Source organism: Devosia indica, from assembly GCF_003056405.1.
Classification (GTDB): domain Bacteria; phylum Pseudomonadota; class Alphaproteobacteria; order Rhizobiales; family Devosiaceae; genus Devosia; species Devosia indica.
In genome coordinates, this window is record NZ_PYVZ01000002.1 from 173079 (window position 1) to 189561 (window position 16483).

A 16483-nucleotide genomic window follows, 5' to 3' on the forward strand; every position below is an offset into this window, starting at 1 on the left:
CGCGCAGGGTGGACCGCGCCTCCTGCCCGCGTCAACATTTCCAAAGTTTAATGCGTCTTACCCAGTGCTAACGTGAATTCGCCACCCATTGGGCGTATGGGAAAAGCATACTGAATCCAATTGGGCCATTCCGAGCCATGAAGCGTTTTGTCAATTTCCTGCTTGTTCTGATCCTCCTGGGCGGTGGTGCTGCGGCGGGCTGGTGGTATTTTCTGGCCCCGACACAGGCCAGCACCACGCCCGATACGGTGACGGTCGGGCGCGGCGATATCGAGACCACCGTGCTCGCCTCGGGTGTGCTGGAGGCGAGTGCGCTGGTCAGCGTGGGCGCGGAAGTCTCAGGCAGCATAAAGGCGGTGCATGTGGCACTGGGCGATGACGTGTTGAAGGGCGATCTGATCGCCGAGATTGACAGTCTCAACCAGGAAAACGCGGTGAAATCGGCTGAAGCGGCGCTGGCGGGCATTCAGGCGCAACGACGCAATCAGGAGGCCATTCTGGCCCAGGCAGAGACGGCGCTGACGCGGCAGCAGCAATTGAACGCCAACAGCCTGGTCTCGCAGACGGCGCTGGAAACAGCGCAGGCCGCCGTAGAACAGGCCAGGGCGCAGATTGACCAGCTTGACGCGCAGATTGCTCAGGCGGAACTGACGGTGGAGTCCGCCGAACTCGATCTGGCGCGCACCCAGATCGTGGCCCCGGCCGATGGCACCGTGGTCGCGTTGCTGGTCGAGGAAGGCCAGACGCTCAACGCCAATTCGACGACGCCGACGATTGCCAAGATCGCCAATCTGGACACCATGGTCATCAAGGCCGAGATATCGGAAGCCGACGTGATCAAGGTCAGCGCAGGCCAGAAGGTCTATTTCACCATTCTGGGCGAACCTGACCAACGCATCGAGGCGACATTGCGCGAGATCGAACCGGCGCCGACCTCGATTGCCGATGATACGTCCAGTTCGGGCAGTGCGGTCTATTACAATGGATTGTTCGAGGTGCCCAATCCCGATCATCGCCTGCGCATTTCGATGACGGCATCGGTGACCATCGTTCTGGCGGAGGCGCGTAATGTGCTGTCCCTACCTTCCAGCTTGGTCACCAGGCAGGGGCCGGACGGCGGCGCCATGGTGACGGTCTATGATCCGGCCAGTGAGGAGATGCGCCCGGTGCGCGTCGAGGTGGGACTCAACAACAACATCAATGCCGAAATCGTTTCTGGCCTCGAAGAAGGAGACCTGGTCGTCAACGCGACCGGGGCGCGCCTGAACTCCAGTTCGGGCGGCCCGGGTGGACCGGGTGGCTTTGGCGGGCCGATGATGATGCGGCGCGGAGGCTAGAGGGGCCATGAATCGCCCCCTCAGCAACACCGACAGGCTCGGCGCCAGGCCAGTCGACGCAGGAACGCCGATCATTGCAATTAAGGGTCTGGTCCGGCGCTTCCAGGCCGGCCCGGAAGCGGTGGCGGTGCTCAAGGGCGTGGACCTCGACATTCATCGTGGCGAAATGGTCGCCATCATCGGCCAGTCCGGTTCGGGCAAGTCGACATTGATGAACATCCTTGGTTGCCTGGATCGTGCGAGCGAAGGCTCCTACCATTTTGCCGGCAAGGATGTGAGCAAGCTCGATGCCGATGCGCTGGCCGCGCTCCGGCGAGAACATTTCGGCTTCATCTTCCAGCGCTACCAGCTTTTGCCCGATCTGGACGCTGTGGAAAATGTCGAGGTGCCTGCGGTTTATGCCGGTGTTGACGCTGCGGCGCGGCGCGAACGGGCCGTTGCCCTTCTGACCCGGCTGGGTCTGGGCGAGCGACTTGACCATCGTCCCAATGCGCTTTCGGGCGGACAGCAACAGCGTGTCAGCGTGGCGCGGGCGCTGATGAATGGTGGCGAAGTCATTCTGGCGGACGAGCCAACCGGCGCGCTCGACTCGCGCTCGGGCAAGGAATTGATGGCCCTGCTCAAGGAGCTGCATGCCGACGGGCACACCATCATCCTGGTTACGCACGACCCGCAGATTGCTGCGCAGGCCGAACGGGTGATCGAGATTGCCGATGGCGAGATCATTGCCGATCGCCATAATGTCGAGCCGCGCCGGGTGGAAAAGGCCGAGACAGAGATGAAGGCCGCGGCAAGCTGGCGGCGCGGGCTGGACCGCATGGGTGAAGCCCTGCGTATGGCCTTGCGGGCCATGGGCGCGCACAAGCTCAGGACGTTCCTGACCATGCTTGGCATCATCATCGGCATTGCCTCTGTGGTGGCCGTTGTCGCGCTGGGGCAGGGGAGCCAGCAGACTGTGTTGGAGAATATTTCCTCGATTGGCACCAACACCATCAATGTCTATCCCGGCTCCGGCTTTGGCGACATGCGCTCGGGGCGGGTGCGAACGCTGCGGCCGACCGATGCCGAGGCGCTGGCGGAACAGGCCTTTGCCGACAGCGTGACGCCACAGGTCAGCGCCAATGCCACCGCACTTTATCGCAACACCGCAACAAATGCCTCGGTGACGGGGGTTGGCGCGGATTATTTCCAAGTCAATGGCCGCAGCTTCACCGCCGGTTCCGGCTTTGGCGAGGACAGTGTCACGGCCATGGCCCAGGAAGCGGTGATCGACCAGAATGCGGTCGATTCCATCTTCACCAATGGCGAGGATCCGATCGGCGAAGTCATCATGCTGGGCAAGGTGCCGGTGCGGGTCATTGGTGTGGTGGAAGCCAGCTCGGGCTTCGGGCGCGGCGGGGACAATGCCAATGTCTATGTGCCCTACACCTCGGCCATGAGCCGCATTTTGGGCCAGAGCTATCTCAATTCCATCGCCGTGCGGATTGCCGACGATTACGATATGGCGCAGGCCGAGGCGGAAATCACCGAACTGCTGACGCGGCTGCATGGCGGGACACAGGATTTCTTCCTGCAGAACACCGACACGATCCGCGAGACCATCCAGTCGACTTCGGCGACCCTGTCCATTCTGATCTCCACCATCGCAGTGATTTCGCTGGTGGTGGGCGGGATCGGGGTGATGAACATCATGCTGGTCTCGGTTTCCGAGCGCACCAAGGAGATCGGCATCCGCATGGCCGTGGGCGCGCGCCGCAGCGACATCATGCGGCAATTCCTGATCGAGGCGATCCTGGTGTGCTTTGCTGGCGGCGCTGCAGGGGTGGCGCTGAGCTTTGCCCTGGGCCAGGGGCTGACTGCGATCGTTTCGGGCGCCCGGCTGGCCTACTCCACCGAGTCGATCATACTGGCGATCATCTCGGCCAGTGTGATCGGGGTGGTGTTCGGCTTCATGCCGGCCCGCTCGGCAGCGCGGCTCGACCCGGTCGAGGCGTTGGCGCGGGAGTAGGGCTTGGTACCTCGATATCGAGCCAATAGAGCATAGCTCTCATGGCCTTCTCGCCTCCAATCATGCCACTGGCATGCTCGGCCCTGCGGCACAGCTCGAAGCGTTGCGCCATTGCCACGCCCCGGCGATCAAAATCGAACAAATTCAATGCAAAGGCTGTTCGCTGGACGCTGCTGGCCCTAAACTCGCCACGAAATCTTCGCCTTTTGGGCGGAGGCGGAAGAGGGCGGGGAAGGATTAACGCAATCTTTCCGTCCATGCGGCAATCTTGGTTTCAGCCCGGTTTGGTTGAAGCGTAAAAGGGCGGGATAGACCACTGCAAAGCGCGCGTCTGGTAACGAGTATTGGCGCCTTGTGCATCGCCATGGCCCTGTCGGCCGCGGCGGCGATGCCTGCTGTGGGTTTCGAACTTTTTGGCATCACGTTCTTTGAAGACCAGTCCGAGACCGACGCCGAAGCGGTCCTCGTTGATCCTCAACCCTATTTTGTGACCTTCACCTCCAGCGAGGGCGGCGCTGTCGAAGCGGCGCTGCGCAATGCCTCGGCCTTGCTGGCTGACGAGGCGGAGCCGGCTTCTGGCGCGGCCGGGCTGATTGCCAAGGCGCGCGGTGACTATCGGCGCCTGCTGGCCGCGCTTTATGGCGAAGGCCATTATGGTGGCGCCGTCAGCATTCGCATTGGCGGCCGCGAAGCGTCCAGCCTGGCACCTGACACCAGCTTGCCGGACCCGGTCGATGTCACCATCGCAGTGACGGCCGGGCCTCAGTTCCGCTTTGGCGATGTGGTGATTGTCAATCAGGCCCCGCCGACACTGGACCCCTATGACCAGGTGGATATGCCAGCGCTGCGCGGCTTTGGCGTCGGCGAAGTGGCCCGTTCTGCTGTCATTCTCAGGGCCGAGCAATTGGCGCTGGAGGCCTGGCGGCAGCAGGGCTATGCCAAGGCCGAAATCGTGTCGCGCGACGTGGTTGCCGACCATGCCACCAATACGGTGGCGGCAACGATCACTGTCAATCCAGGCCGCCTGGCGGCCTTCGGCCCGGTGCGCGTCACCGGCACGACGAATATGAACCCCGAATTCGTGGCCCAGCAGACAGGTCTGGCCGTGGGCCAGGAATATGACCCGGACGACCTGGACCGCGCGCAGAAGCGCCTGGACCGGCTTGAAGTGTTCCGCGCGGCGCGGCTGGAAGCGGCCGAGAGCATCGGCAGTGACGGCCTGCTGCCCTATGACCTGATCGTGGAAGAATTGCCGGGTCGGCGGTTTGGCCTGGGCGCGACCTTCTCGACCGTCGACGGGTTGGGGCTCGAGGGCTATCACCTCTGGCGCAATCTGTTCGGGCAGGCCGAGAGGCTGCGGCTCGATGCGCGCGTGGCCAGCATTGCCTGGCCGCTCGACACCGCCCAGTTCGACTATTTCATCGGTGGCACCTTCACCAAGCCGGGCTTTTATCACCCCGATGTCGATCTGGTGGCCACGGTGTCTGCCGAGCGGACCATCTATCCGAAATATACGGAAACCTCGGCGGGCGGCAAAGTCGGGCTGAGCTGGTTCTTTTCCGACGAGCTGACCTTCGAGGGCGGCGCCAGCTTCGAAATCGCCCGGTTTGACGACAGTTTCGGCACCCGCGATTTCCAGACCGCGGGGCTCTATGCCGGCTTGGTCTATGATGGCCGAGACAGTAGCGTCGATCCCACCGAAGGCTGGTATGCCTCGGCCAATATAGAGCCCTTCTTCGATCTTCTGGGCGGCACGCCGGGCGGGCGGCTCCTTGTCGAAGGCCGCACCTATTTCGGCTTTGGCGAGAATGATCCCTTCGTGCTGGCCGGGCGGCTCAAGGCCGGAGCGGTGGTCGGCCCGGCACTCGTCGACATCCCGCCCGACAAGCTGTTCTTTGCCGGGGGCGGCGGATCGGTGCGCGGTTATGGCTTCAAGTCCATTGGCGTCGACGACGGGATGGGGAACATTACCGGTGGCCGCTACCTGCTAGAAGGCTCGCTCGAAGCGCGGGCCAAGGTCACCGACGATATTGGCGTGGTCGGCTTTGTCGATGGCGGCTATGTGGCGGCCGATACCTTCCCGGGCCTTGATGATCTGCGGATCGGGGCGGGCGTCGGCGTGCGCTATTACACGGGTCTGGGGCCCTTGCGGCTCGACGTGGCGGTGCCGCTCAATCGCAAGGCGGGCGATCCGGACTATGCGATCTATGCTGGCATCGGGCAGGCGTTCTGATGGCCAAGCTTTCCGCAACCAACCGCCGCCGCCTGATGATCGCTGCGCTGCTGCTGGCCCCGGCGGCCGTCCCGGTGGCGCTGGTGGCGCAGGACATGAACAATGAGGAGCAGAAGGATTTCCTGACCGGCTTTGTCGAAGGCCAGCTTTCGACGCCGGAGCGGCAAATCCGCCTGTCCAATATTGATGGCATCCTGGGTTCGGATGTCTCGATCCGCGAGATCACCATTTCCGATGCAGAAGGGGTCTGGCTGCGCGTCAACAATGCCAGCCTGAACTGGAACCAGGCGGCCTTGTTCGGCGGGCGGCTCGAGGTCAATTCGCTGCGCGCCGAGTCCATCGACTACATTCGCAATGCCATTCCGGTCGAAGGCGCGGTGGATCTGCCGCCGCCCGAGGCTGGTTCGCTGGAAATCCCGGAGTTTCCCGTCGCCATCCAGATCGGCGAATTGGCGGTGCCCAGCGTGACCTTCGGAGAAGGCGTGTTCGGACTGGGTTCCGAGATCGCGCTTAATGGGTCGATGACGCTGGAAGGCGGCAATCTGGATGCGGTGCTCGATATCGAGCGGCTCGACGGACCGGGCGGCACGCTTGATCTCGATGTGGTCTATCGGCGCGAGGGTGCGACCATCGATCTGGGCCTGTCGCTGGTCGAGCCGCCCAATGGCGTGCTGGCGAACCTGCTGAATATCCAGGATCGCCCGGCCATGACACTGACGCTGGACGGGGAGGGTCCGGTTGCCGATCTGACCACGCAGATGCAATTGCTCGCCAATGACCAGACCGCACTGGCCGGTACGGCCACCATTGCGCAGCAGGCCGATGGCTTTGCCATCAACGCCAATCTGGGCGGGCCACTTTCCACCCTGGTGGCGTTGCCTTACCGCGACTTTTTCGGTGCCGAGACCCGGCTGACGACCAGCGCGCTGGTCAAGAGCGCCGGCGGCATCGAGATTTCCAATCTGACGCTGAGTGGCGGGCAATTGGGGCTGACGGCCCGCGCCCGGACCATGGCGGACAATTTTGTCAGCCTGCTCGACCTGACCGCGACCATTGCCGACCCCGACGGGGACAAGGTGATCCTGCCGGTGCCCGGCAGTTCGACCCTTGTGCAGGGCGGACAGCTTCGGGTGGCCTTCGGCACCGAGGCCAGCGACCAGTGGCAGGCGCGGATCGATGTCGAGGGGCTGGAGACCGACGGTTTTGATGCGCAGACCTTCGGACTGGGCATAGGCGGGGTGGCGCGCAATCTCGACGATCCGGCCAGCCGCATGGTCACGTTCAATGGCGATGGCGCCTTGTCCGGTATTGACGCCGATCCGGGCGTCGAGGCGGCGCTGGGCACTTCGGTCGGGTTGGGCATTGCCGGGCTGTGGAATGCGGGCGAACCGATTGAGCTGGCCGAATTGCGGGTGGTGGGCCAGGCGCTGACCGCGGCCATGGCCGGTGAGATCGATGGCACCGATTTCGACGGACAGGTCCGGCTGGCGACGGACAGCATAGCGCCCTTTTCTGCGCTGGCCGGGCGCTCGCTTTCCGGCGGCCTTGAGCTGACGGCGGACGGACAGATTTTTCCGCTTACCGGTGGGTTTGACCTGGTGTTCGATGGCACGGGCACGGATTTGCGGATCGATGACGCCGCCGCCGACGCGCTGCTCGCGGGTCGGGTCGACCTGTCGGGCCGGTTGGCGCGTACTGAGGCCGGCATTTCGGCCGATGACTTCCTGATTGCCAATGATCAAGTGAAGTTCAGCGCCGATGGCGTTTATGCCAGTGACGCCGCCGATTTTAACATCGCGCTCGATTTGACCGATCTTGCGCTGATCTCCGAGGAGGCCAGCGGCGCGCTGGCGGTACGGGGCTCGGCACGACTGACCGCGCCGGAAGATCCGCTGGTATTGGTGCTGGACGGACAGGTGCCGAGCGGCACATTGGGCGACTATACCCTGCGCGACGCCAAGCTCGGTGTGGCCGCAACCCTGCTCGATGGCGCGATCAATGGTGACGTCACGGGCGCTGCCATGCTGGATGGCTATCGCGCCACGCTGGATACCAATTTCGAGACCGATGCGGAACTGCAGAGACTGTCGGGCATCGCATTCGAGATCGCAGGCACGCGGATTTCCGGCGATCTGACGCGCATGGTCGAGTCTGGTCTTGTCGATGGGCGGCTGGACGTTGCCGCCAATGATGTTTCGCTGGCCGCTGCACTGCTGCTGACCGATGCGTCGGGCGCGGTGAATGCCGCCATTGAACTGAGCCCGCAGGATGGCGAGCAGGGGGCCGGCGTGACGGCGAATATCGCCGGTCTGCGGATCAATGACATCTCTGTCGGCCGGGCCGATATTACCGCCGGCATTTCGGACCTGTTCGGTGTGCCGGTGGTCAATGGTACCGCCACGGCAGGCAATGTCGTCGCCGGTGGGGTTGTGGTCGATACGCTGAGTGCGCGCGCCAGACAGTCGGGTGACACCACGAGCTTTGATGCGCAGGCGAACCTTGCTACCGGCACCGCTCTTGATCTTGCCGGGGCGCTGAGCCCGGTGGATGGCGGATACCGCCTGGCGCTGGATCGCGCCAATCTGGAACAGGGGAGCCTGGCGGCGCGCCTTGCCAATCCGGCGGTGCTGATGGTGCAGGGCGAAAGCGTCTCGCTCGATGCGCTGCGCTTCAATGTCGGCTCGGGCAGCATCACGGCGACCGGTACGGCCGGGCAGGTGCTGGACATGGTGGTGGATATTGCCGAACTGCCGCTTTCAATCGCCAATGCCGTGGCGCCCGACCTGGGGCTGTCCGGCACGCTCAATGGGCGGGCCGTTGTGTCGGGGCCGGCCGATGATCCGCAGGTGTCCTTCGAGGTGCGCGGCGGCGGCATCGGCGCCAGCGCCATCGCGCCTTTCGGCATTGCGCCGCTGACCTTCAACGCTTCGGGCAGCTTTGCCGACCAGGTGGTGACGCTCGACGGTATCAGCGCCAATGGCAGCGGCGGGCTGGCCGTTTCCGGATCAGGCCGGGTGCCGCTGACCGGCAACGGCCTTTCCGTGGCGCTCAATGGCTCCGCGCCGCTCTCGCTGGCCAATCGCTTCGTGGCTGATCGCGGTGCGCGCGTGTCTGGAACGGTCAATTTCGACGCGCGAGTGGGCGGCAGTCTCACCAGCCCGCAAATCACCGGCAGCGCCTCCACGAGCGGGGCCGAATATGTCGATCCCGAGCTCAATCTGCGCCTTACCGGCATTGCCGGGCGGGTGGCGCTGTCGGGCACCAATGCCAATATCGAGAGCCTGACGGCCAATCTGGCGACCGGTGGCAATGTGTCTGCATCGGGCACGGTCGGCCTGACGCCAGCTCTGCCGGTCAATCTGGCAGTGCAGATCAATTCGGCCCGCTATGCCGATGGCGATCTGTTCGTCGCCACCCTGTCCGGCGGTCTCAACCTGACCGGCAATCTGACCGGCGCGCCCCTGCTGGCGGGCAATGTGCTGATCGAGCAGGCCAATATCACCGTGCCTGAGGGCCTGGGCGGCGGTGCGCAATTGATCGATGTCGAGCACAGGCGCGCCCCCGCCGATGTGCAGCAAACGCTGGATCGGGCCCGTATCAATGAGCGCACGGGCGCTGCGGCAGGCGGTGGCGGGCCGCAATTGCAGCTCGATATCAATGTCAATGCGCCCAATCAGATCTTCATCCGCGGTCGCGGTCTTGATGCGGAAGTCGGCGGCTCGGTGCGCCTGACCGGCTCGATCAGTAATGTCCAGCCTGTCGGCGCCTTCAATCTGCTGCGCGGCCGGCTGTCCATTCTTGGGCAGCGGGTCATCTTCGAAACCGGCACTGTGACCCTGGTGGGCGATCTCGACCCGCAACTCAATTTCGTGGCGCGCACCGAGGGCGATGGCATTACCGTCTTTGTGACCTTGTCGGGCCGCGCCTCGGCACCCGATATCAGTTTCAGCTCGAATCCGACCCTGCCACAGGACGAGGTGCTGAGCCGACTGATCTTCAACCGTTCGATGGGCGAACTTTCGCCGATCCAGTTGGCGCAATTGGCGGCGGCGGCGGCCGAACTGGTTGGTGGCGGCGGAGGCGGCGGGCTGGTCGAAAGCCTGCGCGGCGCCGCGGGCCTTGCCGATCTCGACGTGGTCACCGATGACGATGGCAATGTCGGGGTGCAGGCCGGTACCTATATCCAGGACAATGTCTATCTCGGCGCGACGGTCGGGGCGAATGGCCAATCCAAGGTGACGATCAATCTCGATGTGACCGAAGACCTGACCGTGAGAGGCTCGGCCGGCCAGGATGGCAATTCCACCCTCGGGGTGTTCTTCGAAAAGGACTATTGAGCGTCGATGGCCGTTAGCTTCTGGGATGAACGCTACGATACGGACGAGTATGTGTTCGGCGAAGCCCCCAATGCCTTTCTGGCGTCGCAGCGCGAGCGGCTGGCCGGTTACCGCAATGCGCTGGCCGTCGCCGATGGCGAGGGCCGCAACGGAGTCTGGCTGGCCGAGCAGGGCCTTGCGGTGACCTCGATTGATGCGTCGCCTGTCGGTCTTGAAAAGGCGCGACGCCTTGCCGGAAAGCGTGGCGTTTCCCTCACCACGGAACTGGCCGACATCGCAGACTATGCCTGGCCGGAGGGCCGGTTCGACGTCGTTGTGGGTATCTTCTTCCAGTTTGCGCCGCCGGCCATGCGCGACGCCATCTTTGCGGGGATGATCCGGACGCTGGCGCCCGGCGGCCTGTTGCTGGTCGAGGGCTATGGCCCCAGACAGATACAGTACAGGACAGGTGGTCCAGGCATTCTCGACCAGCTTTACACCGAAGAGCTGTTGGCCGATCGATTCTCCGCGCTCGATATCACCGAATTGCGCAGCTATGACGCCGAGCTGACCGAAGGCAATCGGCATAGCGGACTGTCGGCGCTGGTCGATCTGGTGGCGCGCAAGCCCAAATGAAAGGGGCGGCCCTTGAGCCGCCCTTTTCTTATTGCGCCGTCACGCCACCGGTCCGGGCGGCCTTTTCCTCGTCCCACCACCACAGCGTGGGGAAGCCTGAGGAAAACTCGGGCAGTTCCTCGGGGCGGCTGAAGCGGTCCCAGCGGGCCGAGCGCGTGGTGCGCAGCGTATAGCTGGGGATGACAAAGTGCTTGTTGAGCAGCACCCGGTCCAGCGCCTTGGTCGTGGCCTCCTGGGTCTCGCGATCGTCGGCCACGATGAGCTTTTCGATCAATGCATCGACAGCAGGGTCAGCTACACCGGCGTAGTTCTGAGCACCTTCCTGATCGGCAGTGGATGAGCCGAAGAAGAAGCGCTGCTCATTGCCCGGCGAGAAGGATTGGGCCCAACCCGAATAGATCATGTCATAGTCGAAGCTGCGGGCCCGGTTGATGAATTGCGGGCTGTCGACGGTCCGGATGCTGGCGTTGATGCCGATCTGGGCCAGATTGGTCACCAGGTTCTGTGCTACCGGCTCGATGGTGGGGCCATTGAGCAGGATTTCGAAGGTGAAGGGCTGGCCGTTCGGGTCCAGCATCTGCGTGCCCTCAAGCGTGTACCCCGCCTCGGTGAACAGGTTCAGCGCCGTGCGCAGGTTCTCGCGCAGCTTGGTCGGATCGCCGCTGACCGGATTGGTATAGGGCGTGGTGAAGACCTTTTCCGGGATCTGGTCACGCACGCTTTCGAGGATTTCCAGCTCCTCGCCCTCTGGCAGGCCGGAAGACTTGAACGGCAGGCCGAAGAAGAAGCTGTCGATGCGTTCATACTGGCCATAGAACAGCGTGTTGCTCAATTCCTCGAAATCGAAGGCGTAGTTGAGCGCTTCACGGACCAGCGGGTCAGCAAACTTGTCGCGCCGCAGGTTCATGATAAAGCCGACCAATATGCCCGAGCCGTTATAGTCCTGCGGGAACAATTCCCGGATAACGCGCCCGTCCTCGACAGCGGGAAAGTCATAGGCGGTGGCCCAGCGGCGGGCCTGGTTCTCGCTCCACCAGTCGAACTGGTCGCCCTTAAAGGCCTCAAACTGAACGGTCAGATCGAGAAAATACTCGATGCGGTACTCGTCGAAATTGTTCTGGCCGATTTGGGTGGGGTGATCGGCGCCCCAATAGTCCTCGACGCGCTCATAGGTGATGGAGCGGCCGGCATCGAAGCTGGCGAGGCGATAGGGGCCTGAACCCAGCGGCGGCTCAAGGGTGGATTCGGCAATCGAGCGGGTTTCGCCCTCGGCATTGGTGCCTTCCCACCAATGCTGCGGCAGCACCAGCAATTGCCCCAGGATCAGCGGCAATTCACGATTATCGGTCTGGTTGAAGGTGAAGGTGACTTCGCCGGGCGCGGTGACTTCGGCCGAGGTGATATTGGCATAGTATTGCGCTCGGTCCGGATTGACCTCGATCAGCTTTTCGAAGGTCCAGACCACGTCCTCGGCGGTGACCGGTTCGCCATCGTGCCATTTGGCGTCGGCATCCATGCGGAAGGTCACGGCCCCATAATCCGGGGCGATTTTCAGCGCCTCGGCCAGATGCACGTAATAGGTGTTGTTCTCGTCCAACGACGGGGTCATCAGCGTTTCGTAGAGCAGCCCGATGCCACCCGCCACTTCGCCCTTGGGCAGGATGGGGTTGAAGGTGTCGAACCCGCCCAGATCGCCCAGTCGCACGATGCCGCCCTTGGGCGCGTCGACATTGACATAGTCGAAATGGGGGTAGTCGAGCCCGTATTTGGCCTCGCCCTCCAGGGTGAAGGAATTGACCCAGGTGTCGGTCGGGGTTTGCGCCTGGGCCGCCGAAGTCAGGCCGGCGGATAGAAGGCCGATGGCAAGGAGCGAGGAGAGCTTGAAGGGCAGCGTCATGGCGTGGCTCCGATTGGGACAGTCGATCAAGAGGTTATTCGGTTGTATGGGGCGGCGGCAATCGATCATCCGTCACATTTGGCGGCGCGGCGAGATCGAAGGCGGCGGCGAGCAATTGGCGGGTATAGGCCTGCTGCGGGTCCGCAAAGATCGCGGCGGCCTCGCCCTGTTCGACGACCTGCCCATTGCGCATGACGATCAGCCTATGCGCCAGCGCCTTGACCACGCGCAGGTCGTGGCTGATGAACAGATAGCTCAACTGCCGACGCCGCTGGATATCGCGCAAGAGGTCGATGATCTGGGACTGGATGGAGACGTCCAGCGCGGAGGTCGGTTCGTCGAGCACCAGGAAATCGGGCTCAAGCACCAGGGCGCGGGCAATGGCGATGCGCTGGCGCTGGCCGCCGGAAAATTCATGCGGGTAGCGTGCGGCGGTGGCAACTTCGAGCCCGACTTCCTTGAGGGCCGCGGCAACCTTTAAGTCCCGTTCCTGGGCTGACAGCGCGGGCATGTGGACCTTGAGGCCCTCTCCGACGATTTCACCCACCGACATGCGCGGGCTGAGCGATCCGAACGGGTCCTGAAAGACGATCTGCATGTGCTTGCGCAAGGGCCGCAACGCGTTCCAGGACCGGGACTGGACCTCGTTGCCGAGCAGCACGATGCGGCCGGTCGAGGGGATCAGGCGCAAAAGCGCATAGCCTAGCGAGGATTTGCCCGAACCGCTTTCGCCGACCACGCCCAGGGTTTCGCCCTTGCGGATGCCCAGATCCACGCCGTCGACGGCGCGGATATGTCCGACCGTCCGGCGCAGCAGGCCGCGGCGAATGGGAAACCAGACCTTGAGGTCCTGCGTGGACACCACATTGGCACTTTGTGCCGGCAAGGGTGCAGGATCGCCGGCCGGTGCGGCAGCCAGCAATTGCCTTGTGTAGTGGTGTGCGGGCGCGGCGAAGATGGTCTGGGTGGCCCCCGTTTCCACCATTTCGCCCTTGGTCATCACACAGACCCGGTCCGCGATGTGCCGCACGATGGACAGGTCGTGGGTGATGAACAGCAGGGCCATGCCGTGGGCCTGTTGCAGGGATTTGAGCAGATCGAGCACCTGAGCCTGCACGGTCACGTCGAGCGCGGTGGTCGGCTCATCGGCGATCAGCAGTTTGGGTTCATTGGCCAGCGCCATGGCGATCATGGCGCGCTGGCGCTGTCCGCCCGAAAGCTGGTGCGGATAATCGTCGATCCGCCCCTGCGGGTCTGGGATGCCGACGGCGTCGAGCAGGTCCAGGGTGCGGGCGCGGGCCGCGTTGCGGCGCAGGCCCTGATGCACGGCGAGGACTTCGCCGATCTGCTTGCCAATGGTGTGCACCGGGTTGAGCGAGCTCATCGGCTCCTGGAAGATCATGCCCACCTGATTGCCGCGAATGGAGCGCAGCGTTGCCGTAGCGGCTCCAACAAGCTCGGTGCCGTCGAAATGAACCTGCCCGGTCACCGAAGCCGTTGGCGGTTGCAGGCCGAGCAGTGAGAGGGCGGTGATTGATTTCCCCGATCCGCTTTCGCCCACCAGCGCCAGGGTCTCGCCCGCCGTCAGCTCGAAGGACACTTTGTCGACCGCCACGTTGGCGCCGAAGTGAACACTGAGATCGCGGACGGAGAGGAGGGGCTCGCTCATCGGAACGTCTTTCGCGGATCGAAGGCGTCGCGGACGGCTTCGCCGATGAAGACCAGCAGGGTCATCATGATGGCCACGGTGAGGAAGCCGGTGAGGGCCAGCCAGGGGGCGTCGAGGCTGGATTTGCCTTCGGACAGCAAGCGCCCGAGCGATGGCGCGGTGACGGGCAGGCCGAAGCCGAGGAAATCCAATGACGTCAGGGTGGCGACAGACCCTGACAGGATGAAGGGCATGAAAGTGAGTGTGGCGACCATGGCGTTGGGCAGGAGATGCCGCCACATGATCCGCCGGTTGGAGACGCCGAGGGCGCGGGCGGCGTTGACATATTCGAAATTGCGGGCGCGCAGGAACTCGGCGCGGACAATGCCCACGAGGCTCACCCAGGAGAACAGCAGCAGGATGCCCAGCAGCACCCAGAAATTGGGGGCGATCACCGAGGAGATGATCAGCAGCAGATAGAGCGAAGGCACCGAGGTCCAGATTTCAATCAGGCGCTGGGCGATGAGATCAACCCAGCCGCCGAAATAGCCCTGCATGGCGCCGGCCACCACACCGATGACGGACGACAGGACTGTGAGCACCAGCCCGAACAGGATGGAGATGCGGAAGCCGTGGATGAGCCGCGCCAGAACATCGCGGCCGCCGCCGTCGGTGCCGAGCCAATGGTAATTGCCGGGTACGCAGAAGGAGTCCTCCACGCCTTCTGGATAGCGCTGGCAGATCTGCTCGCGCGTGAGCAGCCAGCTCGGCGGATTGGCGCCGGGAAAGGCGATGAAGCTGTCCACGGTGTTGTGGTTGAAGCGGATCGGCGGCCAGAGCATCCAGCCATTGGCCTCGATCTCGTCGATATTCACCTTGTGGCGGAAATTGGTGACGCCCAGAAAGCCGCCGAATTTGGATTCGGGATAGTCGACGAAGGCGGGGGTCAGCAATTCGCCCTTGTACATGACCAGGATCGGCCGGTCATTGGCGACGAATTCGGCGCCCAGGGTCAGCACGAAAAAGAACAGGAAGATCCAGAAGCTCCACCAGCCGCGCTTGTTGGCGCGAAAATTGGCCAGACGCCGCTGATTGAGCGGGGAAAGGCGTGGCGGCCTGATGATTTCGCTTGCCCCGCTCATACGTCGCGGCTCTCAAAGTCAAGGCGCGGATCGACCCACATATAGGTGAGGTCCGAAATCAGGCCGATGATGAGACCCATCAGGGAGAAGATGTAGAGCGTGGCAAAGACCACCGGATAGTCGCGATTGACCACCGAGAGGTAGCCCAGGAGCCCCAGGCCATCGAGCAGGAAGATGGTTTCGATCAGTAGCGAACCGCCAAAGAACACGCCGATGAAGGCGCCGGGAAAGCCGGCAATGATCAGCATCATGGCGTTGCGGAAGACGTGGCCGTAGAGCACCTGGTTTTCGGTCAGCCCCTTGGCCCTGGCCGTCACCACATATTGCTTGCCGATCTCATCGAGGAAGGAATTCTTGGTGAGCAGGGTCGCGGTGGCAAAGGCCCCAAGGCCCATGGCGAAGATGGGCAGGACCAGATGCCAGAAATAATCGAGCACCTGCTGCCACCAGGGAAAGTTTTCCCAGCCCGGCGAGGTCAGGCCACGCAGCGGGAAAAATTGCCAGAAACTGCCGCCTGCGAAAAAGACCACCAGGACGATGGCCACCAGAAAGCCCGGTACGGCGTAGCCGATGATGATGATGGTCGAGGTCCAGACATCAAAGCGCGAGCCGTCCCGCACCGCCTTGGCAATGCCCAGCGGAATGGAGACTCCATAGGCGATCAACGTCATCCACAGGCCCAGCGAGATCGAGACCGGCATTTTTTCCAGGATCAGGTCGATCACCGAGATGTCGCGATAGTAGCTCTCGCCGAAATCGAAGCGCAGATAATTGCCGAGCATGGAAAAGAAGCGCTCGAGCGGCGGCTTGTCGAAGCCGAACTGTCTTTCGATGCGCTCCACCAGTTCGGGCGGCAGGCCCTGGCTTCCGCGGTAGCTTGAATTGCCGCCCTGGACCTGTTGGCCGGCAAAATCGCCGCCTTCGCTGCCGGTGACGCGTTCGAGCGCGCCGGTGTTTTGCCCGGAGAGATTGGCCAGCGCCTGCTCGACGGGGCCGCCGGGGGCAAATTGGGTAATGAGGAAGCTGACGGCCATGATGCCGAAAACGGTGGGGATCATCAGCAAGAGGCGGCGGATGATATAGGCGCCCATTCCTGCTCCGGCGATCCCGTTTCACTCGTGTTTCCGGCGGTCTTGTCCAGCGCAAATCACTGGTTGACCGGATTTTTCACAATGCAACATTTCGATGACCGCTTGGCAAGCCGGATGGCACCAACATTGCGTGATCTGCGCGAAAGTCCTTGCGGGGATGGATCTGACTGTTCAC

The 16483-nt window shown here is 63.2% G+C and carries 9 protein-coding genes; 5 read left to right on the forward strand and 4 right to left on the reverse strand.

The window, feature by feature from the left end:
- Positions 1 to 137 precede the first annotated feature (137 nt).
- The 5 genes from DDE76_RS02685 (at position 138) to DDE76_RS02705 (ending at position 10530) form a co-directional block, all read left to right on the forward strand.
- Entirely contained in the window at positions 138 to 1337 is a 1200-nt protein-coding gene (locus tag DDE76_RS02685) for an efflux RND transporter periplasmic adaptor subunit (RefSeq protein WP_104893497.1), read from the forward strand.
- Between the two features lie 7 nt (positions 1338 to 1344).
- Positions 1345 to 3345 carry a MacB family efflux pump subunit gene (locus tag DDE76_RS02690; RefSeq protein WP_104893498.1) on the forward strand — a complete coding sequence of 667 codons (2001 nt, stop codon included), beginning with the start codon at positions 1345 to 1347 and terminating at the stop codon, positions 3343 to 3345.
- Positions 3346 to 3709: 364 nt separating this feature from the next.
- Positions 3710 to 5578: an autotransporter assembly complex protein TamA gene (locus DDE76_RS02695; protein ID WP_104893499.1), complete on the forward strand. Its 1869-nt coding sequence runs from the start codon at positions 3710 to 3712 to the stop codon at positions 5576 to 5578.
- A complete protein-coding gene (locus tag DDE76_RS02700) occupies positions 5578 to 9915 on the forward strand; it encodes a translocation/assembly module TamB domain-containing protein (protein WP_104893500.1) in 4338 nt (1445 codons plus the stop codon). The genes DDE76_RS02695 and DDE76_RS02700 overlap by 1 nt, the downstream gene beginning before the upstream one ends.
- A gap of 6 nt (positions 9916 to 9921) precedes the next feature.
- Positions 9922 to 10530, forward strand: a complete 609-nt coding sequence (locus DDE76_RS02705) for a class I SAM-dependent methyltransferase (protein WP_104893501.1) — start codon at positions 9922 to 9924, stop codon at positions 10528 to 10530.
- 28 nt (positions 10531 to 10558) lie between these two features.
- Here the strand turns inward: DDE76_RS02705 and DDE76_RS02710 are convergent, their stop codons facing one another.
- From DDE76_RS02710 to DDE76_RS02725, 4 genes are read right to left on the reverse strand one after another with little or no spacing between them, the layout of a single operon-like run.
- Positions 10559 to 12427, reverse strand: coding sequence for an extracellular solute-binding protein (locus tag DDE76_RS02710; protein ID WP_104893502.1), 1869 nt, complete (start codon positions 12425 to 12427; stop codon positions 10559 to 10561).
- A gap of 34 nt (positions 12428 to 12461) precedes the next feature.
- Complete coding sequence (locus DDE76_RS02715; RefSeq protein WP_104893503.1) at positions 12462 to 14096, reverse strand: ABC transporter ATP-binding protein; 1635 nt, start codon at positions 14094 to 14096, stop codon at positions 12462 to 12464.
- The gene (locus tag DDE76_RS02720; protein ID WP_104893504.1) at positions 14093 to 15217 is read right to left on the reverse strand and encodes an ABC transporter permease; all 1125 of its coding nucleotides are present in this window, start codon (positions 15215 to 15217) and stop codon (positions 14093 to 14095) included. The genes DDE76_RS02715 and DDE76_RS02720 overlap by 4 nt, the downstream gene beginning before the upstream one ends.
- The gene (locus DDE76_RS02725) at positions 15214 to 16308 is read right to left on the reverse strand and encodes a microcin C ABC transporter permease YejB (protein WP_104893505.1); all 1095 of its coding nucleotides are present in this window, start codon (positions 16306 to 16308) and stop codon (positions 15214 to 15216) included. The genes DDE76_RS02720 and DDE76_RS02725 overlap by 4 nt, the downstream gene beginning before the upstream one ends.
- Between the last annotated feature and the right edge of the window lie 175 nt (positions 16309 to 16483).

Bases quoted from the DNA above. Each gene is read 5' to 3' on its own strand.
- DDE76_RS02690 (WP_104893498.1), top strand. From the start codon at position 1,345: ATGAATCGCCCCCTCAGCAACACCGACAGGCTCGGCGCCAGGCCAGTC.
- DDE76_RS02705 (WP_104893501.1), top strand. From the start codon at position 9,922: ATGGCCGTTAGCTTCTGGGATGAACGCTACGATACGGACGAGTATGTG.
- DDE76_RS02710 (WP_104893502.1), bottom strand. From the start codon at position 12,427: ATGACGCTGCCCTTCAAGCTCTCCTCGCTCCTTGCCATCGGCCTTCTA.
- DDE76_RS02695 (WP_104893499.1), top strand. From the start codon at position 3,710: ATGGCCCTGTCGGCCGCGGCGGCGATGCCTGCTGTGGGTTTCGAACTT.
- DDE76_RS02715 (WP_104893503.1), bottom strand. From the start codon at position 14,096: ATGAGCGAGCCCCTCCTCTCCGTCCGCGATCTCAGTGTTCACTTCGGC.
- DDE76_RS02725 (WP_104893505.1), bottom strand. From the start codon at position 16,308: ATGGGCGCCTATATCATCCGCCGCCTCTTGCTGATGATCCCCACCGTT.
- DDE76_RS02685 (WP_104893497.1), top strand. From the start codon at position 138: ATGAAGCGTTTTGTCAATTTCCTGCTTGTTCTGATCCTCCTGGGCGGT.
- DDE76_RS02720 (WP_104893504.1), bottom strand. From the start codon at position 15,217: ATGAGCGGGGCAAGCGAAATCATCAGGCCGCCACGCCTTTCCCCGCTC.
- DDE76_RS02700 (WP_104893500.1), top strand. From the start codon at position 5,578: ATGGCCAAGCTTTCCGCAACCAACCGCCGCCGCCTGATGATCGCTGCG.